Consider the following 24,002-nt stretch of genomic DNA (forward strand, 5'->3'; position numbering starts at 1 on the left):
ATCAGTCAGTCTGGCACGCAGGCGGGGGTTCGTCAGCGCCGACGATGGTCGCAGTGGCGCCTCGTCGCAGGCACTGGCACAGCGAGCTGCGCCAGTGCCCGCCATCGCTTCAGGAAATATCGATCTGGTAGCGGAAGCCTTCGGCTGCTGCCTGGGACACGCGGTACTCCAGCGGGCTGCGATCGTAACCCAGTGCCGTGCGCTGGATGACCACCACGGGCGCACCTTCCTTGATTGCCAGGTGGCCGGCACTGGCTGCATCGGCTGTACCCACGGTCAGTGTTTCCTTGGCCGAGGCGACGCACTGGCCACAGCTGGACTCGTAGAAGGGGTAGAGCAGGTCGCCGAAGGCCTCTGTGTCAATATCCAGCAGGGCCATGAACCGCTTGGCCGGTAGCCAGATCTGCTCATGGAACAGCGGGCGGCCGTCCACCAGGCGCAGGCGCTCCAGCCAGATGACCTGTTCTGCATCGCCCAGGCCAAGGGCTGCGCTGACTTGCTCCGGTGGCTCGCGCAGCTGCTTGTCCAGTATGCGGCTGATCGGCACCAGCCGCTGGCCGGTCGAATCCACCTGTCGGAAAAACCGCACCAGTGATCCCTCGAAGTCAGGGCGCCGGACGAAGGTGCCGCGGCCCTGGCTGCGCAGCAGCAGGCCTTCATTGACCAAGGTGTCGACCGCCTTGCGCACTGTGCCGATGGCGACACCGTAGAGGCGGGTCAGCTCCGTTTCAGTGGGGATCGTTCCCCCGGGTAGCCATTGCCCGGCGGCGATCCTGGCGAGGATTTCTTCCCGTACTTGCTGATAAAGCGGTAGGCGCGGGTCTTGTCCGAGAATCCCGTTACTCATTGTGCGAAGGGTCCATGGCTGACGAGTTGGCACTACTTTACCACCCGGGGCTTGATTGACAGAGTCGGTCGACTGAAGATATGGTCATATATTCATATATATGACTGCATGTTTGTATAACAACGCAGCGCTTCAGCTGCCAATAACAATCGACCAGGGTTCGCTTCATGACCAACCCCTATCTGCCCGCCATCACCGGCGTCGATACCCATGCCCATATCTTTCGCCAAGACCTGCCGATGGTGCCCAACCGTCGCTACAGCCCAGACTACGATGCACTGATCGAGCAATACCTCGATCATCTGGATCAGCATGGCCTGTCCCATGGCGTGCTCATCCAGCCCAGTTTCCTGGGCACCGACAACAGCTTCATGGTCCAGGCTCTGCGCCGTTTTCCTGAGCGCTTGCGTGCTGTGGCGGTCGTCGATGCCACGGTCAGCGATCAGCAGCTCGATGCGCTGGGTGACGCCGGCGTGGTGGGCATCCGCCTGAACCTGGTCGGCAAGCACCTGGCAGACTATGCCGGGCCCGAGTGGACCGCCTTGTTCAAACGCTTGGCTGCGCGCGGCTGGCAAGTGGAAATCCAGCGCTGTTTCGATGACTTGGCCTTGATCGTGCCAGCGATCCTCGCCTGCGGCGTGGAGGTGGTGGTCGATCATTTTGGCCTGCCTGCCGAGGGGATCGACCCGCAAAAGGACAGCCACCGTACCTTCCTTCACCTGCTCAGCGAACCGAAGGTGTGGTTGAAGCTGTCCGCCGGTTATCGCAGCCAGACCGACCCGGCCAAAGCGCAGGTGCTGCTGGCCCAGATACGGCAGGCAGCGGGTGGCCTGGATCGGTTGCTGTGGGGAAGCGACTGGCCCAACACCCAGTTCGAGCGCCAGACCCGCTACGCCGACCAGTATGCCTTCTTCGAAGCGCTGCTCCCCGATGCGGGCGAGCGTGCCCAGGTGCTGAGGCTCAACCCGGTGAAGCTGTTCGGCTTCGACCGTTCGCGCTGATACTTACACAATAACAACAGGACACTTTCAACATGATGAGCATGCTAGTCGTCGCGGCCATCGTCGCCGCCGTGGCCCTCGGCTACAAGACCAAGATCAACATCGGCCTTTTCGCCATCGCCTTTGCCTATCTGATCGGTTGTTTCGGCATGGGCCTGAGCCCCTCGGAGGTCATCGGCCTGTGGCCTCTGAAGATCTTCTTCGTGATCTTCTCGGTCTGCCTGTTCTATAGCTTCGCCACCGTCAATGGCACCCTGGAGAAGCTGGCCGAGCACCTTATCTACCGCTGCCGTGCCGTGCCGCAGTTGCTGCCGTTCGCGGTGTTCTTCGCCGCCACCGTGATCGCCGCGATGGGGGCCGGGTATTACACCGTACTGGCGTTCATGGCGCCTATCACCCTGCTGCTGTGCGAGCGTACCCGCATGAGCCTGATCGTCGGCGGCATGGCCGTGAACTATGGCGCGCTCAGCGGGGCCAACTTCATGTCCAGCCAGAGCGGCATCATCTTCCGTGGGCTGATGACCAATGCCGGCGTGAGTGACAATCAGGCCTTCATCAATGCTGCCGGTATCTTCGTCAGCACCTTCGTCATTCCACTGCTGGTGATCGGAGTATTCGTCTTCCTTACCAGCCATGGGCGCGCGTTGAAGGCCTCTGTCGTTGCTGTCGAGGCGCCAGCGCCGCTCAACAGCCAGCAGCGAACCACGTTGTGGCTGACCCTGGCGATGATGCTGATGGTGCTGGCTGCGCCTGTGGCCAGCATCGCCCTGCCGGGCAATGCCACGGTGGCCTTCATCAACGCCAAGGTGGATATCGGCCTGATCGCCAGCCTGTTCTCGGTGATTGCCCTGTTGCTGAAACTCGGTGACGAGCGCAAGGCCATGGCGACCGTGCCTTGGGGCACGCTGATCATGATCTGCGGTGTGGGCATGCTGATTTCCGTGGCGATCAAGGCAGGCACCATCGACATCCTCGCCTCCTGGATCGGCACCAGCATCCCGCCAATCATGGTGCCGGTCGTATTCGGTGCGGTGGCGGCATTCATGTCCATTTTCTCCAGCACCCTGGGCGTCGTGACGCCAGCCTTGTTCCCCATGGTGCTGCCAATTGCGCAGAACATGGGTATCGAGCCCATGATCCTGTTCATTGCCATTGTCGCGGGTGCTCAAGCCACCTCCATCTCGCCGTTCTCCTCCGGCGGCAGCCTGATTCTGGGCTCCTGCAGCAACGAGAAGAGCCGCATGTCGCTATTCCCGCAGTTGCTGTTCAAGGCGGCGCCGATCGGTTTCGTGGCGGCGCTGGCGTTCAATGTGCTGCTGACCTTCGTGCTCTGACGTTCCAATGCATGAAAAAAAACCGCAGCCTGGCTGCGGTTTTTTTGTGCCTGCGGTTGCAGTGACTAGAACCGGAACCGGCTGATCATCTGCTGCAACTGCCCACCCAGCCGCGCCAGCTCGACACTGGAGGCGGACGTCTGGTGGCTGGCTTGCGCCGTCTGTTCGGAAATATCCCTTACCGTCACCACGCTACGGCTGATCTCTTCGGCCACCGCGCTCTGCTGCTCGGAAGCCGCGGCAATCTGCTGGTTCATCGATTGGATTCCCGAAACGCGCTGGGTTATGCCTTCCAGCGCCACCCCTGCTTCACGCACCAGCGCCACGCTGCTCTGGGTCAGGCTCTGGCTTTCGTCCATCAGTTCGCTCACTGAACGGGTGCCTTCCTCCAGGCTACCGATGGCCGACTCGATCTCCAGGGTGGATGCCTGGGTACGCTGCGCCAGGCTGCGCACTTCATCGGCCACTACGGCAAAGCCACGGCCAGCTTCGCCAGCGCGGGCCGCTTCGATCGCGGCATTGAGCGCCAGCAGGTTGGTCTGCTCGGCCACTGCCTTGATGACGTCCATCACCTTGCCGATGCGCTGGCTCTCGTTGCGGAGTGCGCCCATGGCTTGGCCAGTGGCGTCTACCTGGTTGGCCAGCCGGCCGATCTGCTCGACGGCGCGGTTGACCACGCGGTCGCCTTCGCGCGCTTCTTCGTCCGTGGCACTGGCAGCCTGCGAGGCCTCACCGGCGTTGCGCGCCACTTCGTGTACGGTGGCGGCCATTTCCTGCATGGCCGTGGCAACCTGATCCGTTTCAACTTTCTGGCTGCTGGCGCCAGCACTGGTCTGCTCGGTGATCGCCGACAGTTCTTCGGTGGCACTGGCAATCTGCGAAATACCGTCGCGCACTTGCGCGATCAGGTCGCGCAAGTTGCCGGTCATGCCCTGCAAGGCATTCTGCAACTGGCCGACTTCGTCGCGGCGGCGGCTGGGCGGTTGCTCGCTGAGGTCACCGGCTGCAACTTGCTGCATGGCGCGCAAGGCCTGCTGCAGTGGAGCACTGATCTGGCGGGCGATGATGAGCGCGGCGAAGATGCCCATGAGCAGCGCCAGCAGCGTGGTGAAGATCTGCAGGTTCTTGGCGAACTGGCTGTCGTTGACCACCGACACTGCCTGGGCGTCGAGCAAATCACCGATCAGGCCTGTGAGCGTGTCGATGTCACTGGTCATGGCGTTGCGGCGCTCGATCAGCGTGCTCACTTCACCCCGGAACGCTTCGACCGCGTCGGCATAGGCACGAACCTGTTGGTTCAGGGTGCTGAACTGTGCGTCGAAATCGCCATTGAAACGCGCCACCAGGCCAGGCAGGTCGTTCACCGTGGTGGCGATCTGTGCGTTCATCAGTTTTTCGGTGTCGGCGTTGGTGTTACCGGTGTAGCCGCGTACGTGGTAGCGGAGCAGGATCAGGTTCTCGCGGATCTGATTGATCGCTTCGCCGCGGACAACGCGTTGCTCGGCGTCGGGCAGGGCGCGTACCTGGGTGCGGATCGTTTCGATGCTGGCGAACGAACGGGTGGCGAGGGCGCCCATTTCCTTTTGTGCCGCCCGCATTTTCTGGTACGACTGGAAGCTCTGTGCCTGGTTGGCGGCATACCCTGCAAGGGTCTGCTCGGCCTTGTCGAGCAGCGCCAGGCTCTGGGGCTTGACCAATGTCTCACGCAGTTTCGCCAGCGGCGTCTTGAACGCTTCAAGCGCATCCTGCAACGCTTTGGCCTGGTTTTCGGCGCCATTGGCCATGGCGTGGCGCAGGCGCGCCTCACGCAGGTCGCCCAAGGCATCGTTGAGGCGCGACACCGCACTGACCACCTCGCTGCGGCGCACCAGGCTGCCCATGCCTTCCCAGCTGATCAGCGACTGGAGCAAGGTCAGGCTCAGCACCAGGCCGAAACCGAGGAAGAGTTTGTGGGCGATCCTGAGGTCGCCTATCCAGGTAAGCATGCTGCTGAGCTCCTTTTCTTGTGCGTTGGAGGAGACCGGAGGTCCGTTCCTTCTGTTAGATACAGTCATCTATATGTTTAATCGGCAGATGTAACAAAATCTGAACACCGATAGCAAGAAGATTGACGTCAAAATGCCATCATTTGGGGTGGCAGGCGGTCTACGCGACGTAACTGGCTTGCCAGCAACAGGCTTTACCGTGCAGATTTGTGGCTTATCGCGGCCTGCGTGCCTCAAATGACAAAAGCCCCTCAGGGAACAAGGACGATGAGTCATTCCTCGCAATTCACCTTGCTCGGCAAGCGGCGCTTCCTGCCGTTTTTCATCACCCAGTCGCTGGGTGCCTTCAACGACAACCTGTTCAAGCAATCGCTGATCCTGGCCATCCTGTTCAAGCTCAGCCTTGGCGACGGGGACCGCTCGATCTGGGTCAACCTGTGCGCGTTGCTGTTCATCCTGCCGTTCTTTCTGTTTTCGGCGCTGGGCGGGCAGTTTGGCGAGAAGTTCGCCAAGGACGCGTTGATCCGTGCGATCAAGCTGGCCGAAATCGCCATCATGGCCATCGGGGCCCTCGGCTTCGTCAGCGACAGCCTGCTGCTGATGCTGGTGGCGCTGTTCGGCATGGGCACCCATTCGGCGCTGTTCGGCCCGGTGAAGTACTCGATCCTGCCCCAGGCCCTGCGTGAAGAAGAGTTGGTGGGCGGCAACGGCCTGGTGGAAATGGGCACCTTTCTCGCCATTCTCGCCGGCACCATCGGCGCCGGGGTGATGATGGCCAGCGACAGCTACGCCACTGTGGTGGCGGGTGGGGTAGTGGGTACCGCAGTGCTGGGCTACCTGGCCAGCCGCTGGATCCCGCGCGCGGCGGCCATATCACCGCAAATGGCGCTGGACTGGAACATCTTCAAGCAGTCGTGGGTGATCCTGCGCATGGGGCTGGGGCAACCGCCGGCGGTGTCGCGCTCCATCGTCGGCAACTCGTGGTTCTGGTTCGTCGGCGCCATCTACCTGACCCAGATCCCGGCCTATGCCAAGGACTGGCTGCACGGTGACGGCACGGTGGTGACCCTGGTACTGACACTGTTCTCGGTGGGGATCGCCCTGGGCTCGTTATTGTGTGAGCGGCTCAGTGGGCGCAAGGTCGAGATCGGCCTGGTGCCTTTCGGCTCTTTCGGCCTGACGCTGTTCGGGCTGCTTTGGTGGTGGCATTCCGGTGATGTGCCGGCCGGCGCAGCCCCCCACGATTGGCTGGCACTGCTGGGCCTGAGCCAGGCCTGGTGGATCCTGCTGTCGATCGTCGGGCTTGGGGTATTCGGTGGCTTCTATATAGTGCCGCTGTACGCGCTGATCCAGGCGCGTACCGCCGAGGACCAGCGCGCGCGCGTGATCGCCGCCAACAATATTCTCAATGCCTTGTTCATGGTGGTGTCGGCCATCCTCACCATCGTCCTGCTGGGCCTTGCGGACCTGAGCATCCCGCAGCTGTTCCTGGTGGTGTCGCTGCTCAACATCCTGGTCAACGCTTATATCTTCAAGATCGTGCCCGAGTTCACCATGCGCTTCTTGATCTGGCTGTTGAGCCACTCGATGTACCGGGTGGAGCACCGCGGCCTCGAGCGCATTCCCGACGAAGGCGCAGCGCTGCTGGTGTGCAACCATGTGTCATTCGTTGACGCGCTGCTGCTCGGCGGTGCCATCCGCCGCCCGATCCGGTTCGTGATGTACTACAAGATCTACAACCTGCCGGTGCTCAATTTCGTGTTCCGCACCGCCGGTGCCATCCCGATTGCCGGGCGCAATGAGGACCCGGCCATTTACGAGCGCGCATTCGCCCGAATCGCCGAGTACCTGTCGGCGGGGGAGGTGGTGTGCATTTTCCCGGAAGGCAAGCTGACCGGCGATGGCGAGATCGATGTGTTCCGCGGCGGTGTCAGCCGCATTCTGCAAGAAACCCCGGTGCCGGTGATTCCGTTGGCGCTGCAGGGGCTGTGGGGCAGCTTCTTCAGCCGCGACCCGGGCAAGGGGTTCTTCAAGCGCTTGTGGTCGCGGGTGACCATCGTCGCTGGCGCTTCCATCCCGGTGGAGGTGGCGCAGCCTGAGTTGCTGCGTGAGCAGGTCAGCCGCTTGCGCGGCGACCTGCGTTAGGCGTAGGCGGTCAGCTGGCGCTGACTTTCAGGCCGATCAGGCCGGTAACGATCAGCGCCACACTGACCAGCCGCACCAGGGCCATGGACTCACCGAACAGGATGATGCCGGCGATGACGGTGCCGACGGCACCCACGCCGGTCCAGATGGCATAGGCGGTGCCCAGCGGTAGCTCTTTCATGGCCAGGCCCAGCAGGCCGAGGCTGATGACCATTGCGCCGACGGTAAGCACGGTGGGAAGCGGGCGGGTGAAGCCGTCGGTGTATTTGAGGCCGACAGCCCAGCCGACTTCGAACAGGCCGGCGAAGAACAGGATGATCCAGGACATGAGTAAGTCTCCATCGTTTGACTGATGGGGCCGTCCCCGTAATGGTCACGCAGTGCGTCGTGAGGTCGTCCTCACAGTGGCCCTGATAATGCAGCTTCAAGCTTCAAGCTTCAAGCTACAAGCTTCAAGCTTCAAGCTGCAAGCTACAAGCTACAAGCTACAAGCTACAAGCTACAAGCAGTACGGCGGTGTATTGAGCACCGCACTACCGCTTTTGATCTTTCTTGTAGCTTGCAGCTCACAGCTTGCAGCTGCTGTCAGACCCCTTGGGGGATCTCTTCGCCGCCGAGGGCTTCGAACAGCACCGGCAGGAATTCGCTGAAGGTCATCATCATCAGCAGGAAGCTGGCATCGAACTGCTGGGCCGCTTCATCGCCGCCATCCTGCTCGGCCTGCTCTTGCAGCAGCTCCTCGAACTTCAGGCGCTTGATCACCATCTTGTCGTCCAGCACGAACGACAGCTTGTCCTGCCAGGCCAGAGCCAGTTGCGTGACCACCTTGCCAGTGCTCAGGTGCAGCTGGATTTCCTCGCCAGTCAAATCCTGGCGTTTGCAACGCACGATGCCGCCATCTTCGGCCGTGTCGCGCAGCTCGCATTCATCCAGCACATAGAAACCTTCGGCAGCCTGCTGCGACTTGACCCAGTCGGTCATGGTCGCGGTCGGTGCGATTTTCACCGTCGCCGGGCGCACCGGCAACGAACCCATCACCTCACGCAGCGTCGACAGCAGGTCTTCGGCGCGCTTGGCGCTCGCCGAGTTGACCAGGATCATGCCCAGGCGCGGGGCGATGGCGGCGAAGATCATCGAGCGGCGGATGAACGCCCGCGGCAGGAACGCCTGGATGATCTCGTCCTTGATCTGGTCGCGCTCCTTTTTATAGACCTTGCGCATCTGCTCGGTCTCGATCTCTTCGACCTTCTCCTTCACAGCATCGTTTACCACGCTGCTTGGCAGAATGCGTTCTTCCTTGCGCGCGGCAATCAGCAGGAACTCGCCGCTGACGTGCACCAGTGGGGCGTCTTCGCCCTTGCCGAACGGAGCGACGAAACCGTAAGTGGTCAGCTCCTGGCTAGCGCAGGGGCGGGCCGGCTTGCTGGCCAGGGCGGCCTCCAGTGCTTCAGCCTCGAATGGGACATCCTGGGTCAGGCGGTAGGTCAGCAGGTTCTTGAACCACATGAGGGTGAGTCTCTCCTTAATGCATAAGGGGGGCATTATTCTCCGTGCAGCCGTTCCAGGCCAGCCCTGTCATTGGGCCAGCAGCTATATAGGAAGAAAGAAACCCCGGACCGCGCTAGGTCTTTGAAAGGCCTGAACATTTTTTTTAGAAAAGTTGAAAAATGTGCTTGCCAGGGTGGCGGCCCATCCGTAGAATGCGCGCCACACCGAGACGAAGGGTGATTAGCTCAGCCGGGAGAGCATCTGCCTTACAAGCAGAGGGTCGGCGGTTCGATCCCGTCATCACCCACCACTCGATGTATAGCGCAGCGGTAGTTCAGTCGGTTAGAATACCGGCCTGTCACGCCGGGGGTCGCGGGTTCGAGTCCCGTCCGCTGCGCCATATTCCACTTCCAGGGCCCACTGAACACCCGGAAGTCACAAGAAAAGCGACCTTAGGGTCGCTTTTTTTGTGCCTGCTGTTTGGGGTTTCGATTTTTTTCAAAAAAAACAGCCCTACGGCTTGCCAGGCTTGCGCTTGCTCCGTAGAATGCGCGCCTCACCGAGACGAAGGGTGATTAGCTCAGCCGGGAGAGCATCTGCCTTACAAGCAGAGGGTCGGCGGTTCGATCCCGTCATCACCCACCACTCGTTGAATAGCGCAGCGGTAGTTCAGTCGGTTAGAATACCGGCCTGTCACGCCGGGGGTCGCGGGTTCGAGTCCCGTCCGCTGCGCCATATTCCACTTCCAGGGCCCACTGAACACCCGGAAGTAACAAAAAAAGCGACCTTAGGGTCGCTTTTTTTGTGTCTGTATCCCGTGCTTTCAACCCACGCGTTCTTCCTTGCGTAGCGTCAGCACCTCGACCCCATCCTCGGTCACCGCCACGGTATGCTCCCACTGCGCCGACAGCGTATGGTCGCGGGTAATCACCGTCCACCCATCCTTCAAGGTCCTTGTGCCACGCCCGCCCTGGTTGATCATCGGCTCGATGGTAAACACCATGCCCGGCTTGAGCTTCATGCCCATACCGCGCTGGCCGTAATGCAGCACCTCTGGCGCTTCGTGCATCTGCTGGCCAATGCCATGGCCGCAGTACTCGCGCACCACGCTGTAGCCCGCCGCTTCGGCATGGGCCTGGATGGCGTGGCCGATGTCGCCAAGCGTCGCCCCCGGGCGCACCTGCTCGATCCCCTTCCACAGGGCCTCATAGGTGGTGTCGACCAGGCGCCGAGCCTCATCGCTGATCGGGCCCAGGCAATACATCTTCGACGAATCGGCGATGTAGCCGCCTTGTTCCAGCGTGATATCCACGTTGATGATCGACCCTTCACGCAATACCTCATCGGCCTTGGGCATACCGTGGCAGACCACATGGTCCACCGAGGTATTGAGCGCGTAGGGGAAGCCGTACTGGCCCTTGCTCGCCGGGCGTGCCTTGAGGGTGTTGACGATGAAGGCCTCAGCGCGGTCGTTGATCTGCATCGTGGTCACACCGGGGCGAATGAAGGTGTCGAGGTCGGCGAACACCTGGGCCAGTAAACGGCCGGCGTTGCGCATCAGGTCGAGTTGGGCGGAGGTCTTGAGAATCACTTGGGACATGTGGGAGGCGCAGTAACTCATGCTGGAATGTGCCCCAGCATAGCGCCATGGGGCGTCGGGGTGCCACCGCATGGTGCGTTGGCCTGCAGGCCTTGCCCGCTCCACCCGCGTTGAAATACCGGTGATCCTGCAGCGGCCGGCTTGCCGGCGACAGGGCGGTGGGGCTGGCCCGACAATTGCTGAAAGACCCCCATCAAGGCCGTCAACGTCGACAGCCTTCAACCCTTCACGACAAAGGCGCCGTGTTGCCCTCGCTTGCCAAGCAAGCCGGGGCAGCCGGCGCCTTTTGCGTTTGCACCAGGAGACCCGCCCCATGGCCAGCACCGAAGTACGCAGCGTCTGCCCCTATTGCGGCGTAGGCTGCGGCATCGTCATGAGCGTGGCCGATGGCAAGGTCAGCAAGATCAGCGGTGACAAGCAGCACCCGAGCAACTTCGGCCGTCTGTGCACCAAAGGCCTTACCGCGCACCTGCCCCTGACCGCCGCCGGGCGCATGGACAGTGCCTTTGTGCGCCAGCAACGCGACCATGAACCGGCGCGCAGCAGCATGGACCAGGCCATCGCCCAGGCTGCCGAGCGCCTGCGCGGCATCATCGACCAGCACGGCCCGGACGCCGTAGCGCTTTACGTTTCCGGGCAGATGTCACTGGAGGCCCAGTACCTGGCCAACAAACTGGCCAAGGGCTTTATCCGCACGCGCCATATCGAGTCCAATTCACGCCTGTGCATGGCCAGCGCCGGCAGCGGCTACAAACTCTCGCTGGGAGCCGATGGCCCGCCCGGGAGCTACCAGGACTTCGAGCGTGCCGAGGTGTTCCTGGTGATGGGTGCCAACATGGCCGACTGCCACCCGATCCTCTTCCTGCGCCTGCTCGACCGGGTCAAGGCGGGGGCGAAGCTGATCGTGGTCGACCCACGCCGCACCGCCACCGCCGACAAGGCCGACCTGTTCCTGCAAGTGCGCCCCGGTAGCGACCTGGCACTGCTCAATGGCCTGTTGCATCTGCTGCACCGCAATGGCCAGACCAACCCCGACTTCATCGCTCGCCACACCGAGGGCTGGGAGGCGCTGCCGGCCTTCCTCGACGACTACACGCCTGAGCGCGTCGCCGCCATCACCGGCCTTGCAGAAGATGACATCCGCCAGGCTGCCGCATGGATCGGCAGTGCAGGGGAGTGGATGAGCTGCTGGACCATGGGGCTGAACCAGAGCGTGCACGGCACCTGGCATACCAACGCAATCTGCAACCTGCACCTGGCCACCGGCGCCATCTGCCGCCCCGGCAGCGGGCCGTTCTCGCTGACCGGCCAGCCCAATGCCATGGGTGGCCGCGAGATGGGGTATATGGGGCCGGGGCTGCCGGGCCAACGCTCGGCGCTGGTCGACACCGACCGTAGTTTTGTCGAAGCGCAATGGGGCCTGGCACCGGGCAGCCTGCGGGCAGAAAGCGGCGAGGGGACGGTAGCCCTGTTCGAGCAGATGAAAACCGGCGAAGTGAAAGCCTGTTGGGTCATCTGCAGCAACCCGGTGGCCAGCGTCGCCAACCGCCAGCAGGTGATCGATGGCCTGCGCCAGGCGCAGCTTGTGATCACCCAGGATGCCTTTCTCGACACCGAAACCAACCCATACGCCGACATTCTTCTGCCCGCCGCACTCTGGGCTGAAGGCGAGGGTGTGATGATCAATAGCGAACGCAACCTCACACTGATGCCTCGCGCCGTGCCGGCACCGGGCCAGAGCTTGCCGGACTGGCAGATCATCGCCCGGGTCGCCTGTGCCATGGGGTACGCCGAAGCCTTCGACTACGCCGACGCTGAAGCGGTGTACGACGAAATCCGTCGCTTCTACAACCCGCTCACCGGTTACGACCTGCGTGGGGTGGGCTACCCGCAACTGCGCGACAAGCCGCACCAGTGGCCGTGCCCGCCCGGCCGCGTGGACGACCGCAGCCCGGTGCGTTACATCGACGACGGCGCATGCGCTGCCCCGGTGTTCCCCACAGCCAGTGGCAAGGCCCGCTTCTTCGCCCGGCCCTGGCTGCCCGCGCCGGAGCTGCCCGACGCCGACTACCCACTGGTGCTCAATACCGGGCGCGTGCAACACCAATGGCACACCCTGACCAAGACCGGCAAGGTGCCGGCCCTGAACAAGCTGGAGCCCGGCCCCTTCGTCGAGCTGCATCCCGAGGATGCCGCCCGGCTGGGCATCCAGGGCCGGGACCAGGTGGCGATCCGCTCGCGGCGGGGCCAGGCCGTGCTGCCGGCGCGGATCAGCGACCGGGTCATGCCGGGCAATTGCTTCGCGCCGTTCCATTGGAACGATGTGATCGGCGAGCAACTGGCAATCAATGCCGTGACCTGCGATGCGGTCGATCCGCTGTCGCTGCAGCCTGCCCTCAAGCACTGCGCCGTGGCCCTCGAGCGGGTTGCTGGAGAACGCATCGATGCCCTGGACCTTGGCACCACCACCCATGCACCGGAGCCTGCCCGTATGCCGACTGCGATCCTCTCTCGCCTGCTTGGTCTGGACACCCTCCCAGCTCCCGTGCTGGCCGAAGACGAACGCCATTACCTGCAGGGCTTTCTGCTCGGCCTGGACCAGGCGCGAGCCGAAGGGGTTCCCCGTTTGCCGGCCAGTGCGCCCTTGGCGGCCTCGCGGCGGTCGTTCGTGGACGGTCTGCTGGCCGGCCTGTACGCCCAGCAGCCAGCAGCAGCGGTGCTGCTCCCCGCCACGGCCCGGCATCAGGTGCTGTGGGCCTCGCAAACCGGCAACGGCGAGGCGCTGGCCGAGCGCTGCGCAGAGCGTTTGCGCGGCGCAGGGCTGCAGGTGCAGCTCAGTTGCATGGAGGCGATCAGCCCAAGCCAGTTGCAAGGCGCGGCGAGTGTGCTGCTGATTGCCAGCACCTTTGGCGATGGTGATGCGCCCGACAGCGCCACCGCGTTCTGGCGGGCGCTGCAGAGCGAGGAGGGCGCCCACTGCGCTGAGCTGCCTTATGCGGTGCTGGCCCTTGGCGACTCCAGTTACGCCCAGTTCTGCGGCTTTGGTCGCAAGCTCGATCAGCGCCTGGCCGAACTTGGGGGGCGCCGCCTGCTGCCGCGGGTCGACTGTGAACCGGATTTCGATGAGGCCTTTGCCACTTGGCTCGACGCGCTGTTGCCCCAGCTGGGCAGCGCTGCCGTGGCGCGCCCGGTCAACCAGGCCGCCGCCGCTGCGCCGTACAGCAAGCAACGGCCGTGGGCGGCGACGCTGCTGGAAAACACCCTGCTCAGTGGCCCCGGTTCAAGCAAGGAAACCCGCCATCTAGTGTTCGAGCTTCCCGGCAGCGGCTTCACCTACGCGGTGGGCGATGCGCTGGGCGTGTGGCCCCGCAACTGCCCGGCGCTGGTGGAGGAGTTGTTGGCGCTCATGCAGCAGGACGGCCAGGCCCTGGTCGAACTCAAGGGCCAGCCGCCCATGCCGTTGGCCCAGGCCTTGGCGTCGCACCTGGAAATTGCCAGGGTCACCCCTCAGCAACTGCAGGTCTTCAGCCAGCAGGCTGAAGACCTCCGGCACCTGTTGCAGCCTGAGCGCACGGCAGCCCTGCAGGATTGGCTATGGGGCCGGCAGTTGGCCGACGTGCTGCGCGCGTTTCCACAAGACCTGCCGTTGGCAACCTGGCTCGAGTTGCTCAAACCCTTGCAACCGCGCCTGTACTCGATCAGTTCCAGCCCATTGGCCCACCCCGGCCAGGTGCATCTGACCGTCTCTACCGTGCGTTATGGCCAGCGAAAAGGGGTGAGTTCGAGCTTCCTCGCTGACCGGGGGCAGGCTGTGAAAGTGGCGATCTTTCCCCAGGCATCCCGGCATTTCCACCTGCCTGAAGACGATGACGTGCCGCTGATCATGGTGGGCCCCGGTACAGGCATCGCGCCGTTTCGTGCGTTTCTCGAAGAGCGCGAGGCGCGGGGGGCAAAAGGGCATAACTGGCTGTTCTTCGGCGAGCAATGTGCAGCCACCGATTTTTACTACCAGGCGCAGTTGCAGGCCTGGCAGGCCAGCGGCCACCTGCGCCTGGATACCGCGTTCTCCCGCGATCAGGCAGAAAAGATCTATGTGCAGCAGCGGATGCGTGAGCAGGGTGCGCAGGTGTGGCAGTGGCTGGAGGCGGGGGCCTACTTCTATGTGTGCGGTGATGCTCAGCGCATGGCCAAGGATGTGGATGCGGTGCTGCGCGAGATCATTGCCGAGCACGGTGGTGTGGATGCCGATGCCTACATGCAGGCCTTGAGCAAGGCCAGGCGTTATCGCCGCGATGTGTATTGAAGTGCTCCAGGATGGGGAGCAGTGCACCTTGAATGGGCGTGGTTCGGGTTGGCGCTAAGGTCGGTAAGCCGGCTTTCACTCCTGCAGCACAGGGCCAAATGACAGCGAAGCCCCTGCATGCGCCGGGTTGCCGGCGACAGGGCCGCGACAGGCGAGGTAACTGGCACATTCCCTGCTTTATCTCCAGCACAACAAGCCCCACTGATCAACGGCGATCAACCGGGGGCACTCCGTGATGAATACAGGCAAAGGCGCCTGGAGCTTCGGCTCCAGGCGCTTTTTTTTTGATCGAGGATCGGCTTATGAAGGCAACAGCGAGCAGCGGGCAACGAGAGCGACTGGTCATCGTCGGCAACGGCATGGTGGGCCACCATTGCGTCGAGCAACTGGTCGAACGCGGCGCGCTGGCGCGCTTCGAGTTGCGCGTGTTCGGCGAGGAGCGCCAGCGCGCCTACGACCGCGTGCACCTGTCTGAATACTTCAGCGGCAGCTGTGCCGAAACCCTGGCCCTGTGCGAGCAGGGTTTCTATGGCGCCAACGGGGTGCACCTGCACCTGGGTGAAGCGGTGCTGCAGATCGACCGCGAGCGCTGTGAAGTGGTGACCGCCGCAGGCCGCTACGGGTACGACCATCTGGTCCTGGCCACCGGCTCTTACCCCTTCGTGCCCCCGATCGAGGGCTCCAGCGGCAACGCCCGCCTGGTCTATCGCACCCTCGACGATCTCGACGCGATACGCGCCGCTGCCGTTGATGCCACCCGTGGCGTGGTGGTGGGCGGCGGTCTGCTGGGCCTTGAGGCGGCCAATGCCCTCAAGTCCCTGGGCCTGGAAGCGCACGTGGTGGAGTTCGCGCCACGGCTGATGCCGGTGCAACTGGATGCTGAAGGCGGCGCCGCGCTCAAGGCGCAGATCCAAGCGCTGGGCGTAGGCGTGCACCTGTCGCGCGCCACCCAGTCGATCAGCGACGGCGAGGCCTACCGTTATCGGATGAATTTCGACGGTGGCGAACACCTGGAAACCGACCTGGTGGTGTTCTCTGCCGGCATCCGCCCGCAGGATGCCCTGGGCCGTGCCTGCGGCCTGGAGATCGCCGCGCGCGGCGGGGTGGTGGTCGACAACCACTGCCGCTCCAGCGACCCCCGGATCTTCGCCATCGGTGAATGCGCCTCGTGGAACGGCAGCGTGTTCGGCCTAGTTGCGCCGGGCTACAGCATGGCGCGCAACGTCGCGGCGCTGTTGTTGGGCGAGGCGGCTGAGGAATTCACCGGGGCCGACATGTCGACCAAGCTCAAGCTGCTGGGCGTCGATGTCGGCTCCATCGGCGATGCTCATGGCGCCACGCCGGGCTCGCGCAGCTACCGCTTCATTGACGAGGCCAATGCCGCCTATCGCCGGCTGGTGGTCGATGCCAGCGGCAAGCACGTACTCGGTGCCGTGCTGGTGGGCGACAACAGCTACTACGATACATTGCTGCAATACGCCCAGAACGGCATCGCCCTGCCTGCCGACCCGGCGGCCTTGATCCTGCCGCAAAGCGGCGGCGTACCAGCCCTGGGCGCCGATGCGCTGCCTGACAGCGCGACCCTCTGCTCGTGCCACAACGTCAGCAAGGGCGCAGTCTGCGCAGCGATTGACAGTGGTTGCGCCGACCTGGCTGCGGTCAAGGGCTGCACCAAGGCTGCCACCGGCTGTGGCGGCTGCGCGGCGCTGCTCAAGCAGGTGTTCGAGCATGAACTCACCGCCCGTGGCGTGGCCGTGGACAAGCGCCTGTGCGAACACTTCGCCTATACCCGGCAGGAGCTGTACGGGCTGGTGCGGGTGGGTGGCATACGCACCTTCAATGATTTGCTGGCGCGCCATGGCCAGGGCCATGTCGGCTGCGACATCTGCAAGCCGGCGGTGGGCAACATCCTCGCTTCGTGCTGGAACCAACCGATCATGGACCCTGCGTTGGTGCCACTGCAGGACACCAACGACACCTTCATGGCCAACATGCAGAAAAACGGTACCTATTCGGTGGTGCCGCGCATTCCCGGCGGCGAAATCACCCCGGACAAACTGATCGTGATCGGTCAGGTGGCCAAGAAGTACGACCTTTACACCAAGATCACCGGCGGCCAACGCATCGACCTGTTCGGCGCCCAGTTGCACGAGCTGCCGCTGATCTGGGGCGAGCTGATCGAGGCCGGCTTCGAGACTGGCCACGCCTACGGCAAATCGACCCGCACGGTGAAGTCCTGCGTAGGCAGCACCTGGTGCCGCTACGGTGTGCAGGATAGCGTCGCCATGGCGCTGCGCCTGGAGGACCGCTACAAGGGCCTGCGCAGCCCGCACAAGCTCAAGTTCGCGGTCTCTGGCTGCACCCGCGAATGCGCCGAGGCGCAAAGCAAGGACATCGGCGTGATCGCCACCGACAAAGGCTGGAACCTCTACATTTGCGGCAATGGCGGCATGCGCCCACGCCATGCCGAGCTGTTCGCTACCGACCTGGACGACGAGACCCTGGTACGCCTGATCGACCGCGTGCTGATGTTCTACATCCGCACCGCCGACAAGCTGCAGCGCACGTCGGTGTGGCGCGAAAGCCTGGACGGCGGCCTGGACTACCTCAAGCAGGTGATCCTCGAAGACAGCCTGGGCCTGGCTGCCGAGCTGGAAGCGCAGATGCAGCATGTGGTCGAGCAGTACGAGTGCGAATGGGCCAATGCCCTCAACGATCCGGAAAAGCTCAAGCGCTTCCGTACTTTCGTCAACGATCGACGCGCCGACCCGGACGTGCACTTCGTCCGCGAGCGTGAACAACGTCGCCCCGCCGCACCCCTGCACCTGATCCCTACCGTCGAGGAGGCTGTCTGATGAACCTGTCCAATACTGCTGTGGCAAAGCAACCCAACTGGCAAGCGGTGTGCCACACCGCTGACCTGGTCGCCGACTCCGGTGTGGTGGTCTGGCTCGATGGCATCCAGGTCGCCCTGTTCTACCTGCCGGGGCAGGCGCAGAGCCTGTACGCGGTGGACAACCGCGACCCACGCTCGGGGGCCAACGTCATTGGCCGCGGGCTGGTGGGCAGCCTGCGGGGTGAGCTGGTGGTGGCAGCCCCGCTGTACAAGCAGCACTTCAGCCTGCACAGCGGGGCCTGTCTGGAAGATGCCAGCCAGCAGTTACGTGTGTGGCCGGTACGGCTGAACGGGGAGGCAGTGGAAGTGGCGCTGGCCTGATCCCGGCTCTGGTTCTGCGTGTGCTTCTGAACAAGCGATAGCGCGGGCGCCGCCGATTGCGACTTTTAAAGACCGGGGCGAGGAACCCTGGGTACGCCACAGGTGGCGATGCGGTAAGCTTGGCGCATGAACCTCGACACCCGCATCAAGTACCGCCACCTGCTGTGCTTTCTGGAGATTGCCCGGCAGGGCAGCCTGGCCAGGGCCGCTGACATTCTGGCGATCAGCCAGCCTGCGATTTCCAAGACCCTCAAGGAGCTTGAGGACCTGCTCGAAACGCGTCTGTTCGAGCGCAGCCGTCAAGGGGTCGAGCTGACCCCGGCCGGCACCCGTTTCATGCATTACGCCGGGCCCAGCGTGCAGGCCCTGCGCGACGGCGTGAGCAGCTTGCGCGGTGAAGCGCGGGCACCGTCGCAGGTGCGCATCGGCGTGCTGTCCACGGTCGAAGGCCTGCTGATGCCCGAAGTGCTGTGCCGGCTGCACCAACGCCACGAGGCGTTGCTGATCAGTGTGGTGACCGGGGCCAGTGCACAGTTGCTCGGGCAGTTGCGCCTGGGGGAACTGGAATTGGTGGTGGGGCGCATGACCGACAGCCCGCAGATCCAGGGTTTGTCGTTCGAACACCTGTACAGCGAGTCGATGGCTTTGGTCGTGCGCCCCGGCCACCCATTGCTGGCCAGCACGCAAGTAGACCGAGCCCGCGTCAGCCGATACCCGCTGGTGCTGCCGCCACCGGGCACGACCATTCGCCAGCACGCCGACAGCCTGTTCGTGCAATGCGGCATTCAACTGCCGGCCCAGCGCCTGGAGACCCTCTCACTGGCCTTGAGCCGCCGCTACCTGCTCGGCAGTGACGCCGTGTGGGTGGCGCCGCGTGATGCGGTACTGCTCGACCTGCGCCGCGGCGAACTGGCCGAGCTCGACCTAGGGGTGCGGGAACCGGGTGGGTCGGTGGGTATCTGCCGCAATGCCGCCTTGGCGCTGAGCCTGCCCGGGCAGTGGGTGTGCGATGTATTGCGGGAAGTGGCGGGGCAATATCGCGAGCGGTCGTACCCGTAAGCTTCGTTGTAGCCGAGCGTTCCTGGCCGAGGAACGCTCGTGGGTTTGATGCTCAACTGCTGTCAAGCGCTTGGCAAGGCCACCGCGGCCACACAGGGAACAGTCGAGCCGCGGACCTCTTCGTCACGGCCATTGATCAACAAGCGCTGGTTGCCTGCATCGAGCGAGACCGTCGATCCAGAGGCATAGAAGCCGTCCTCTGGTATTTGTGCGCCGAACTGGCCGTAGCCGAAGGGCGGGACGAAGCGGGTGTCGAACGTGCCCTCGGAGGTCAAGCTGAAGGCAAGCGAATAAGTGTAGAAATGCCCGTAACCCACCAGGCCACCGGCTGTTTCTACGCCGGCGTACCAACCGCCCGGCTTGTCAAATACCAACGCTTCGCCGCCGTTGAACTCCCTGGCCGGCGCCCCCGAATAGTCGATGCGGTAAACGGTCGGGTGGCTGATATCTTCATCGACGTCGTACAGTTCCCCGTAAAAGGTGATTCGCTTGGCGACGGGGTCTACGGAAAAACCATTATTGATGATCCAGGGGGCTGACCAGTGGAAACCCTTGGTGCCAAAGTTATCATCCACTTTGCCGTCAGGGGTCATGGCTGTGGTAACGCTGTAGGGGTCTTCCCCCCGTATCAGGTACCAGGTCAATACCAGCTGCTGCGCATTCGAGGGGGACGTGAAACTGGCAATGCCGTCGACAATGTGTGAGTCGGTATCGGGTATTAGCTTGCTGACATCAACCAGGCCATCATCACCAAAATCTGCGCGCAATGCGCCGTCATTGTCCAGCCCCAGCACCACCGGTTCGAAGTTCTCTGACTTGCCACCGGTGGCGAAAATGTGGCCCTTCGTCACTGCCAAGTGTTCCAGCACCAACTCTTCGCCGATCAAGTGGCGGGTATCCACGTACCCCTTGCGGTCCCCAAAATTCGGGTCCGGTTGTCCACCGGCACTCAGTTTCCAAAGGTGGCTGGCTGATTGCCCCACCACCTTGAGAGCGATGAGTATATTGCCCGCAGCATCCTCCACGATGCTTTTGGGGTCCATGTAGTCGGTGCTGGCTGCCTTGTTGAAATCGAAGATTCCACCGTCACCGAAACTGTTGTCCAGGGTGCCTAGATCCTTCAGGCAAGCCACGAAAACCTTCGCTTCACTCGTTTGGGGATTGTAACTTTCACCGATTACATAACTGCGACCAGCGCTCACCGTACTGTTGATGATTGCATTGGTGTTAGCCCGTGACCCGGCGATTTTTTCAAAGATGTAGGCGAGCCCATGGATGCCGTAATCACAATCGATAGGGGCCTGCGGCAGCTCGATGGATGTGCGGGGCTTACGGGTTGAGCGGTTGGGCTTTGGCGAAATGTTCATGGCTCTTCCTCGGTAATGAGTGAACGCGGGGCCGTGCGGCTTAGGGGGGTATCAGCCATTGCGCGTCAGGTGCGTTGCAGGCTCATTGGAAACCAGGCTCAAGGAGGGCGCTACTGGCAGAAATGCCAGCTTGGGGCCGGCCGCTGGAAGGGCCAAGTTTGCAGGGGCGTTTGCTGGGCTCATGGTCAATACTGGCCAAAGGCCCTTAAGGTTGAGTGCAAGCGCGCTACCGAGTGAACTTACTCCATGAAACCCGCTCTTATGCCGGTAGCCATTGGTAATGGCCGCCTGATAAGCTCGCGGCTTTACCCTGATTGCCCACATGGCGCATGAACAAGGAAATAGCATGAAACAGCATCGTTTGGCGGCTGCGGTTGCCCTGGTAGGCCTGGTACTGGCTGGCTGTGATCAACAAGCCAGCAGCCCCGAGCTGAAAACTCCGGCACAGAAAGCCTCCTACGGTATCGGCCTGAACATGGGCAAGAGCCTGGCTCAGGAAGGCATGGAAGACCTTGATTCCAAAGCCGTCGCCCTCGGCATCGAAGACGCCGTTGGCAAGAAAGAACAGCGCATCAAGGACGAAGAGCTGGTAGAAGCCTTCACCGCGCTGCAGAAGCGCGCCGAGGAGCGCCTGGCCAAGGCCAGCGAAGAAGCTGCCTCCGCCGGCAAGAAGTTCCTCGAAGAAAATGCCAAGAAGCCAGGTGTGGTCACTACCGCCTCGGGCCTGCAGTACGAAGTGGTCAAGAAGGCCGACGGCCCACAGCCCAAGCCGACCGACGTGGTGACTGTCCACTACGAAGGCAAGCTGATCGATGGCAAGGTGTTCGACAGCTCGGTAGAGCGTGGCAGCCCGATCGACCTTCCGGTCAGTGGTGTCATTCCAGGCTGGGTCGAAGGCCTGCAGCTGATGCACGTTGGCGAGAAGTACAAGCTGTTCATCCCGGCTGAACTGGCCTATGGCGCACAGAGCCCAAGCCCGCTGATCCCGGCCAACTCGGTGCTGGTGTTCGACCTGGAACTGATCGCCATCAAGGACCCGGCCCAGCTGCAAGGCGACGCGCCTGAAGCTGAAGCTCCGGCTGAAGCACCCGCCAAGTAATACCGGCTGGTAGTGCACAACGCCCCGTTTCGACGGGGCGTTGTCGTTTGTGTAGCAGGCCTCGGGCCGAACCTCCGGGGCAGCAGGCTGTCCGAGAAAGGGCAGCGTGAAGAAGCAGGAGGCTTCTGACGCAAATCGTTTGCGGTTTTGAAACGACTGTGTAAAAAACGCCCGATCTGACCGAGGCCCTTGCTTTACAGGCACCTGCCGTCAGAAACTTCGCCCTGTTCACAAGGTTATCCACAATAAATGTGGATAACCTCTCCCTGCTGGAGGCTACATGAGCGCACCCTGGAATTTCGCCCGCTTCCTGCCCTTGGCCGAGCGCCTGCTAAGCCGTGGCCGCTTGCCGGCTTTGCTGTTCGCGGTGGCCCGCAAGGGCCCGCGCCTGGGCCAGTTGCGTGGAGACATCAAGCTGTTGCAGTCGCTGTGCCTGGCCTGGTGGCGTGGCGAGTACCGCGCGATCAGCCCCAAGGCACTGGTGACCATCGTCGCCGGCCTGCTGTATTTCGTCAGCCCCATCGATGCGATCCCCGACTGGCTGCTGGGCGTAGGTTTTCTCGATGACATCGCCGTGCTCGGCTGGGTGCTGAAAACCGTCTCCGATGAGCTGGCGCGGTTCAAGGCTTGGCGCGACAGCCAGGCCCCCGAGCGCTTGCGTGTGGTCGAGCGCTTGCCTGACACCCCTGAAGCGTTGCGCCTGGAGCGTAAAACGCCCTAAAAGCACCGTTTTCCACTGGTGCAGAGGGTTCGGCTACAATACACACACTGCCTGCTAACCAAGGGTCATAGAGATGGAAAAGCTCAGTTTGGAAGCCAAGAAAGCCTGGTTCGCCAAGCACCGCAAAGCCAACTATGCGGCCAGCCTGCGCCTTGAAGGTGTATGGGTGTCGAATGGCGAGGGTGAGATCAAGCTGCCAACGCGTGCCGCAGCCCTCAAAGCAGTGCGGCTGATCAAGGCTTGAGTTCGGACAAGTACGGTTCCGAACAAGACTCGGACTGCTATCCGGGTACTGACGTTCTGATTAACCTGCTCGAGTTGCACGACCCTGACGATCTCGAAGATGCCGAACGCTACCTCAGCGCGCTCGCGGCTTCCCGTTTGGAGTTCTTACCGCCTCCTTACAGCCTGGATTCGCTGAAGCAAATCCACAGTGCCCTGTTTTCCCGCATCTACAGCTGGGACGCGGTTTTGTAGCCCAGAATTCATAGAACCTGAAACCAGGAAGGAGTTTTCAAGGATCGCTGCGGCAGGGTGGTTTGAAGGGTATTCGCGTGACCATCTGATCACCGCAGTAGCTGAAGCTTACGGTACATTGAATGTCGCGCACCCCTTCAGGGAAGGCAATGGCCGTACGCAGCGCATTCTGTTTGAGTGGATCATCATCAATGCGGGCTTTTCTATTACGTGGGAGGCTGTCCAGCGTGACGAGTGGATTCACGCCAACATCCTTTCCTACCATGGCGACGACGGATATTTAGCCCAGATATTCGCTCGGTGTATCGGTCAGCCAATCCTGGAAAATGACTAAACGCTGCCTATAGGCGCCAGCGCATTCGCGAGATTGTCCTCCTTGACTGTCGAGAGCGCGCGGCAGGTGGAAATCCCTTACAATGAGATATAACAGAAGAAGAGCAGCCCGATTGCCTTTCGCTATTGGTCGACGACGGCTCTATGCATCGGCAAGCACGCGCAGTTAAGGCAGGCCTGTGAGAGATGCAAGCCTGGGGCTGCTGAGCGGATTACATGCGGTAATCCTACGTAAGGGGGTTGTTATGGGTATTCAGGTCATTAGCCGGGACGGTCAGCCCGAGTACGCCGTCGTTCCCTGGGAGCAGTATCAGGTGCTGCTCAAGGCGGCCGGCCAGGCGCCTGCCGAGGCGGTTGGTGAAACCCGCGATCATACTGAGCCAAGTGCCAGTTTGCCCGCGTTCAGCGAGGTAGGGCAGTTGCGTCAGGCCAAAGGCATTGCGCCCGAGCAATTGGCGCGCAATGTGGGGGTAAGCCCCGCCTACCTGGCGATGATCGAGTCTGGTGAACGCCAGCCGGATGCAGCGATCCGCCGTGCCCTGGCCTGGCACCTGGGGGTGGCGGGCTGGAGCGAGCCGTCATGAGCCAGGTCAGGATCAGCCGTCAGCATTGGCAGAGCTTGCTGGACGAGCTTGACCTGGCCCGCCGCCAACGCCATTTACTGACTTACCGCGCACTGATCGAGCGTTTGCAATTGCCCAGCCCTGCCATGCAGACGCTGACTGCGGCGCTCGAGTACCTGGCGGTGCTCGATGCCCGTGCCGAGCAGCCGCTGCGCAGCTCACTGGTGATCAGCCAGGGCGCCAGCCGCCTGCCGCGCACCGGTTTTTTCGAATGCGTTGAGCGCCTTGGGCGCTTCTCCGGGCCGGTCGACGGCATGGAGGCCGCGTCGTGGCATGCTTCGGAAGTTGTGCGGGTCTTCGAGTATGCCTACCCGGAGATTGCCTGACAGGTTGAGGGTGGCGCTGTGATTGCGGTCGTAGGCCGATAGACGTGCGCCGCACTGTTGCCACCCATGGTAAACAC

18 protein-coding genes, 4 tRNA genes and 2 pseudogenes are annotated in these 24,002 nt (G+C 62.7%); 17 read left to right on the forward strand and 7 right to left on the reverse strand.

Features of this window, described 5'->3' with window-relative positions; all coding sequences use genetic code 11:
- Nucleotides 1–109: 109 nt before the first annotated feature.
- A complete protein-coding gene (locus tag ACIPZC_RS18045) occupies nucleotides 110–847 on the reverse strand; it encodes a GntR family transcriptional regulator (protein ID WP_267821758.1) in 738 nt (245 codons plus the stop codon).
- A gap of 167 nt (nucleotides 848–1,014) precedes the next feature.
- On the opposite strand from ACIPZC_RS18045, the gene ACIPZC_RS18050 reads away from it, so the two are divergent.
- Nucleotides 1,015–1,848 carry an amidohydrolase family protein gene (locus tag ACIPZC_RS18050; RefSeq protein WP_400628563.1) on the forward strand — a complete coding sequence of 278 codons (834 nt, stop codon included), beginning with the start codon at nucleotides 1,015–1,017 and terminating at the stop codon, nucleotides 1,846–1,848.
- A gap of 32 nt (nucleotides 1,849–1,880) precedes the next feature.
- Complete coding sequence (locus ACIPZC_RS18055) at nucleotides 1,881–3,182, forward strand: SLC13 family permease (protein WP_241802794.1); 1,302 nt, start codon at nucleotides 1,881–1,883, stop codon at nucleotides 3,180–3,182.
- Between the two features lie 65 nt (nucleotides 3,183–3,247).
- On the opposite strand, the gene ACIPZC_RS18060 is transcribed toward ACIPZC_RS18055, so the two are convergent.
- Both ACIPZC_RS18060 and ACIPZC_RS18065 read right to left on the reverse strand, forming a co-directional pair.
- Entirely contained in the window at nucleotides 3,248–4,111 is an 864-nt protein-coding gene (locus ACIPZC_RS18060) for a methyl-accepting chemotaxis protein (protein WP_400628671.1), read from the reverse strand.
- Nucleotides 4,103–5,236: pseudogene (locus ACIPZC_RS18065) on the reverse strand (methyl-accepting chemotaxis protein); the annotation flags it as partial. The gene ACIPZC_RS18060 and the pseudogene ACIPZC_RS18065, both read right to left, overlap by 9 nt.
- 198 nt (nucleotides 5,237–5,434) lie before the next feature.
- On the opposite strand from ACIPZC_RS18065, the gene ACIPZC_RS18070 reads away from it, so the two are divergent.
- Nucleotides 5,435–7,312 (forward strand): 1-acyl-sn-glycerol-3-phosphate acyltransferase, encoded by a 1,878-nt coding sequence (locus tag ACIPZC_RS18070; RefSeq protein ID WP_241802796.1) that lies wholly within the window; start codon nucleotides 5,435–5,437, stop codon nucleotides 7,310–7,312.
- Between the two features lie 10 nt (nucleotides 7,313–7,322).
- On the opposite strand, the gene sugE is transcribed toward ACIPZC_RS18070, so the two are convergent.
- Together sugE and rdgC are read right to left on the reverse strand one after the other, a co-directional pair.
- Entirely contained in the window at nucleotides 7,323–7,640 is a 318-nt protein-coding gene (gene sugE / locus ACIPZC_RS18075; protein WP_012313171.1) for a quaternary ammonium compound efflux SMR transporter SugE, read from the reverse strand.
- A gap of 257 nt (nucleotides 7,641–7,897) precedes the next feature.
- A complete protein-coding gene (gene rdgC / locus ACIPZC_RS18080; RefSeq protein WP_008098477.1) occupies nucleotides 7,898–8,818 on the reverse strand; it encodes a recombination-associated protein RdgC in 921 nt (306 codons plus the stop codon).
- A 216-nt stretch (nucleotides 8,819–9,034) separates the two neighbouring features.
- Between rdgC and ACIPZC_RS18085 the strand changes: the two genes are divergently transcribed.
- The 4 genes from ACIPZC_RS18085 (at nucleotide 9,035) to ACIPZC_RS18100 (ending at nucleotide 9,535) form a co-directional block, all read left to right on the forward strand.
- Nucleotides 9,035–9,110: transfer RNA gene (locus ACIPZC_RS18085), tRNA-Val, on the forward strand.
- A gap of 13 nt (nucleotides 9,111–9,123) precedes the next feature.
- Nucleotides 9,124–9,200: transfer RNA gene (locus ACIPZC_RS18090), tRNA-Asp, on the forward strand.
- Nucleotides 9,201–9,369: 169 nt separating this feature from the next.
- Nucleotides 9,370–9,445: transfer RNA gene (locus ACIPZC_RS18095), tRNA-Val, on the forward strand.
- A gap of 13 nt (nucleotides 9,446–9,458) precedes the next feature.
- A tRNA-Asp gene (locus tag ACIPZC_RS18100) sits at nucleotides 9,459–9,535 on the forward strand.
- Nucleotides 9,536–9,623: 88 nt separating this feature from the next.
- On the opposite strand, the gene map is transcribed toward ACIPZC_RS18100, so the two are convergent.
- Entirely contained in the window at nucleotides 9,624–10,400 is a 777-nt protein-coding gene (gene map / locus ACIPZC_RS18105) for a type I methionyl aminopeptidase (protein ID WP_400628566.1), read from the reverse strand.
- A gap of 313 nt (nucleotides 10,401–10,713) precedes the next feature.
- On the opposite strand from map, the gene ACIPZC_RS18110 reads away from it, so the two are divergent.
- The 4 genes from ACIPZC_RS18110 (at nucleotide 10,714) to pcaQ (ending at nucleotide 18,979) form a co-directional block, all read left to right on the forward strand.
- Nucleotides 10,714–14,703: a molybdopterin-dependent oxidoreductase gene (locus ACIPZC_RS18110; RefSeq protein WP_400628568.1), complete on the forward strand. Its 3,990-nt coding sequence runs from the start codon at nucleotides 10,714–10,716 to the stop codon at nucleotides 14,701–14,703.
- 302 nt (nucleotides 14,704–15,005) lie between these two features.
- Nucleotides 15,006–17,558 carry a nitrite reductase large subunit NirB gene (gene nirB / locus ACIPZC_RS18115; RefSeq protein ID WP_400628570.1) on the forward strand — a complete coding sequence of 851 codons (2,553 nt, stop codon included), beginning with the start codon at nucleotides 15,006–15,008 and terminating at the stop codon, nucleotides 17,556–17,558.
- A complete protein-coding gene (gene nirD / locus ACIPZC_RS18120; protein ID WP_400628572.1) occupies nucleotides 17,558–17,920 on the forward strand; it encodes a nitrite reductase small subunit NirD in 363 nt (120 codons plus the stop codon). The genes nirB and nirD overlap by 1 nt, the downstream gene beginning before the upstream one ends.
- A 126-nt stretch (nucleotides 17,921–18,046) precedes the next feature.
- The gene (gene pcaQ / locus ACIPZC_RS18125; protein WP_267821777.1) at nucleotides 18,047–18,979 is read left to right on the forward strand and encodes a pca operon transcription factor PcaQ; all 933 of its coding nucleotides are present in this window, start codon (nucleotides 18,047–18,049) and stop codon (nucleotides 18,977–18,979) included.
- Between the two features lie 62 nt (nucleotides 18,980–19,041).
- Here the strand turns inward: pcaQ and ACIPZC_RS18130 are convergent, their stop codons facing one another.
- A complete protein-coding gene (locus ACIPZC_RS18130) occupies nucleotides 19,042–20,346 on the reverse strand; it encodes a hypothetical protein (protein WP_400628574.1) in 1,305 nt (434 codons plus the stop codon).
- A 346-nt stretch (nucleotides 20,347–20,692) separates the two neighbouring features.
- On the opposite strand from ACIPZC_RS18130, the gene ACIPZC_RS18135 reads away from it, so the two are divergent.
- From ACIPZC_RS18135 to ACIPZC_RS18160, 6 genes and pseudogenes are all read left to right on the forward strand, one after another.
- Complete coding sequence (locus ACIPZC_RS18135) at nucleotides 20,693–21,445, forward strand: FKBP-type peptidyl-prolyl cis-trans isomerase (RefSeq protein ID WP_241802803.1); 753 nt, start codon at nucleotides 20,693–20,695, stop codon at nucleotides 21,443–21,445.
- 280 nt (nucleotides 21,446–21,725) lie between these two features.
- Nucleotides 21,726–22,166 carry a YkvA family protein gene (locus tag ACIPZC_RS18140; protein ID WP_400628576.1) on the forward strand — a complete coding sequence of 147 codons (441 nt, stop codon included), beginning with the start codon at nucleotides 21,726–21,728 and terminating at the stop codon, nucleotides 22,164–22,166.
- Between the two features lie 73 nt (nucleotides 22,167–22,239).
- Nucleotides 22,240–22,410 carry a YhfG family protein gene (locus tag ACIPZC_RS18145; protein WP_241802805.1) on the forward strand — a complete coding sequence of 57 codons (171 nt, stop codon included), beginning with the start codon at nucleotides 22,240–22,242 and terminating at the stop codon, nucleotides 22,408–22,410.
- Nucleotides 22,407–22,977: pseudogene (locus ACIPZC_RS18150) on the forward strand (Fic/DOC family protein). Before ACIPZC_RS18145 ends, ACIPZC_RS18150 begins: the two are co-directional and overlap by 4 nt.
- A gap of 244 nt (nucleotides 22,978–23,221) precedes the next feature.
- Entirely contained in the window at nucleotides 23,222–23,560 is a 339-nt protein-coding gene (locus tag ACIPZC_RS18155; protein ID WP_400628578.1) for a multiprotein-bridging factor 1 family protein, read from the forward strand.
- A complete protein-coding gene (locus ACIPZC_RS18160) occupies nucleotides 23,557–23,925 on the forward strand; it encodes a hypothetical protein (RefSeq protein ID WP_012313182.1) in 369 nt (122 codons plus the stop codon). The genes ACIPZC_RS18155 and ACIPZC_RS18160 overlap by 4 nt, the downstream gene beginning before the upstream one ends.
- The last annotated feature ends 77 nt before the right edge of the window (nucleotides 23,926–24,002 follow it).

Origin of the sequence: Pseudomonas sp. NPDC089743 (genome assembly GCF_044748785.1) — a bacterium.
Lineage (GTDB): Bacteria > Pseudomonadota > Gammaproteobacteria > Pseudomonadales > Pseudomonadaceae > Aquipseudomonas > Aquipseudomonas putida_X.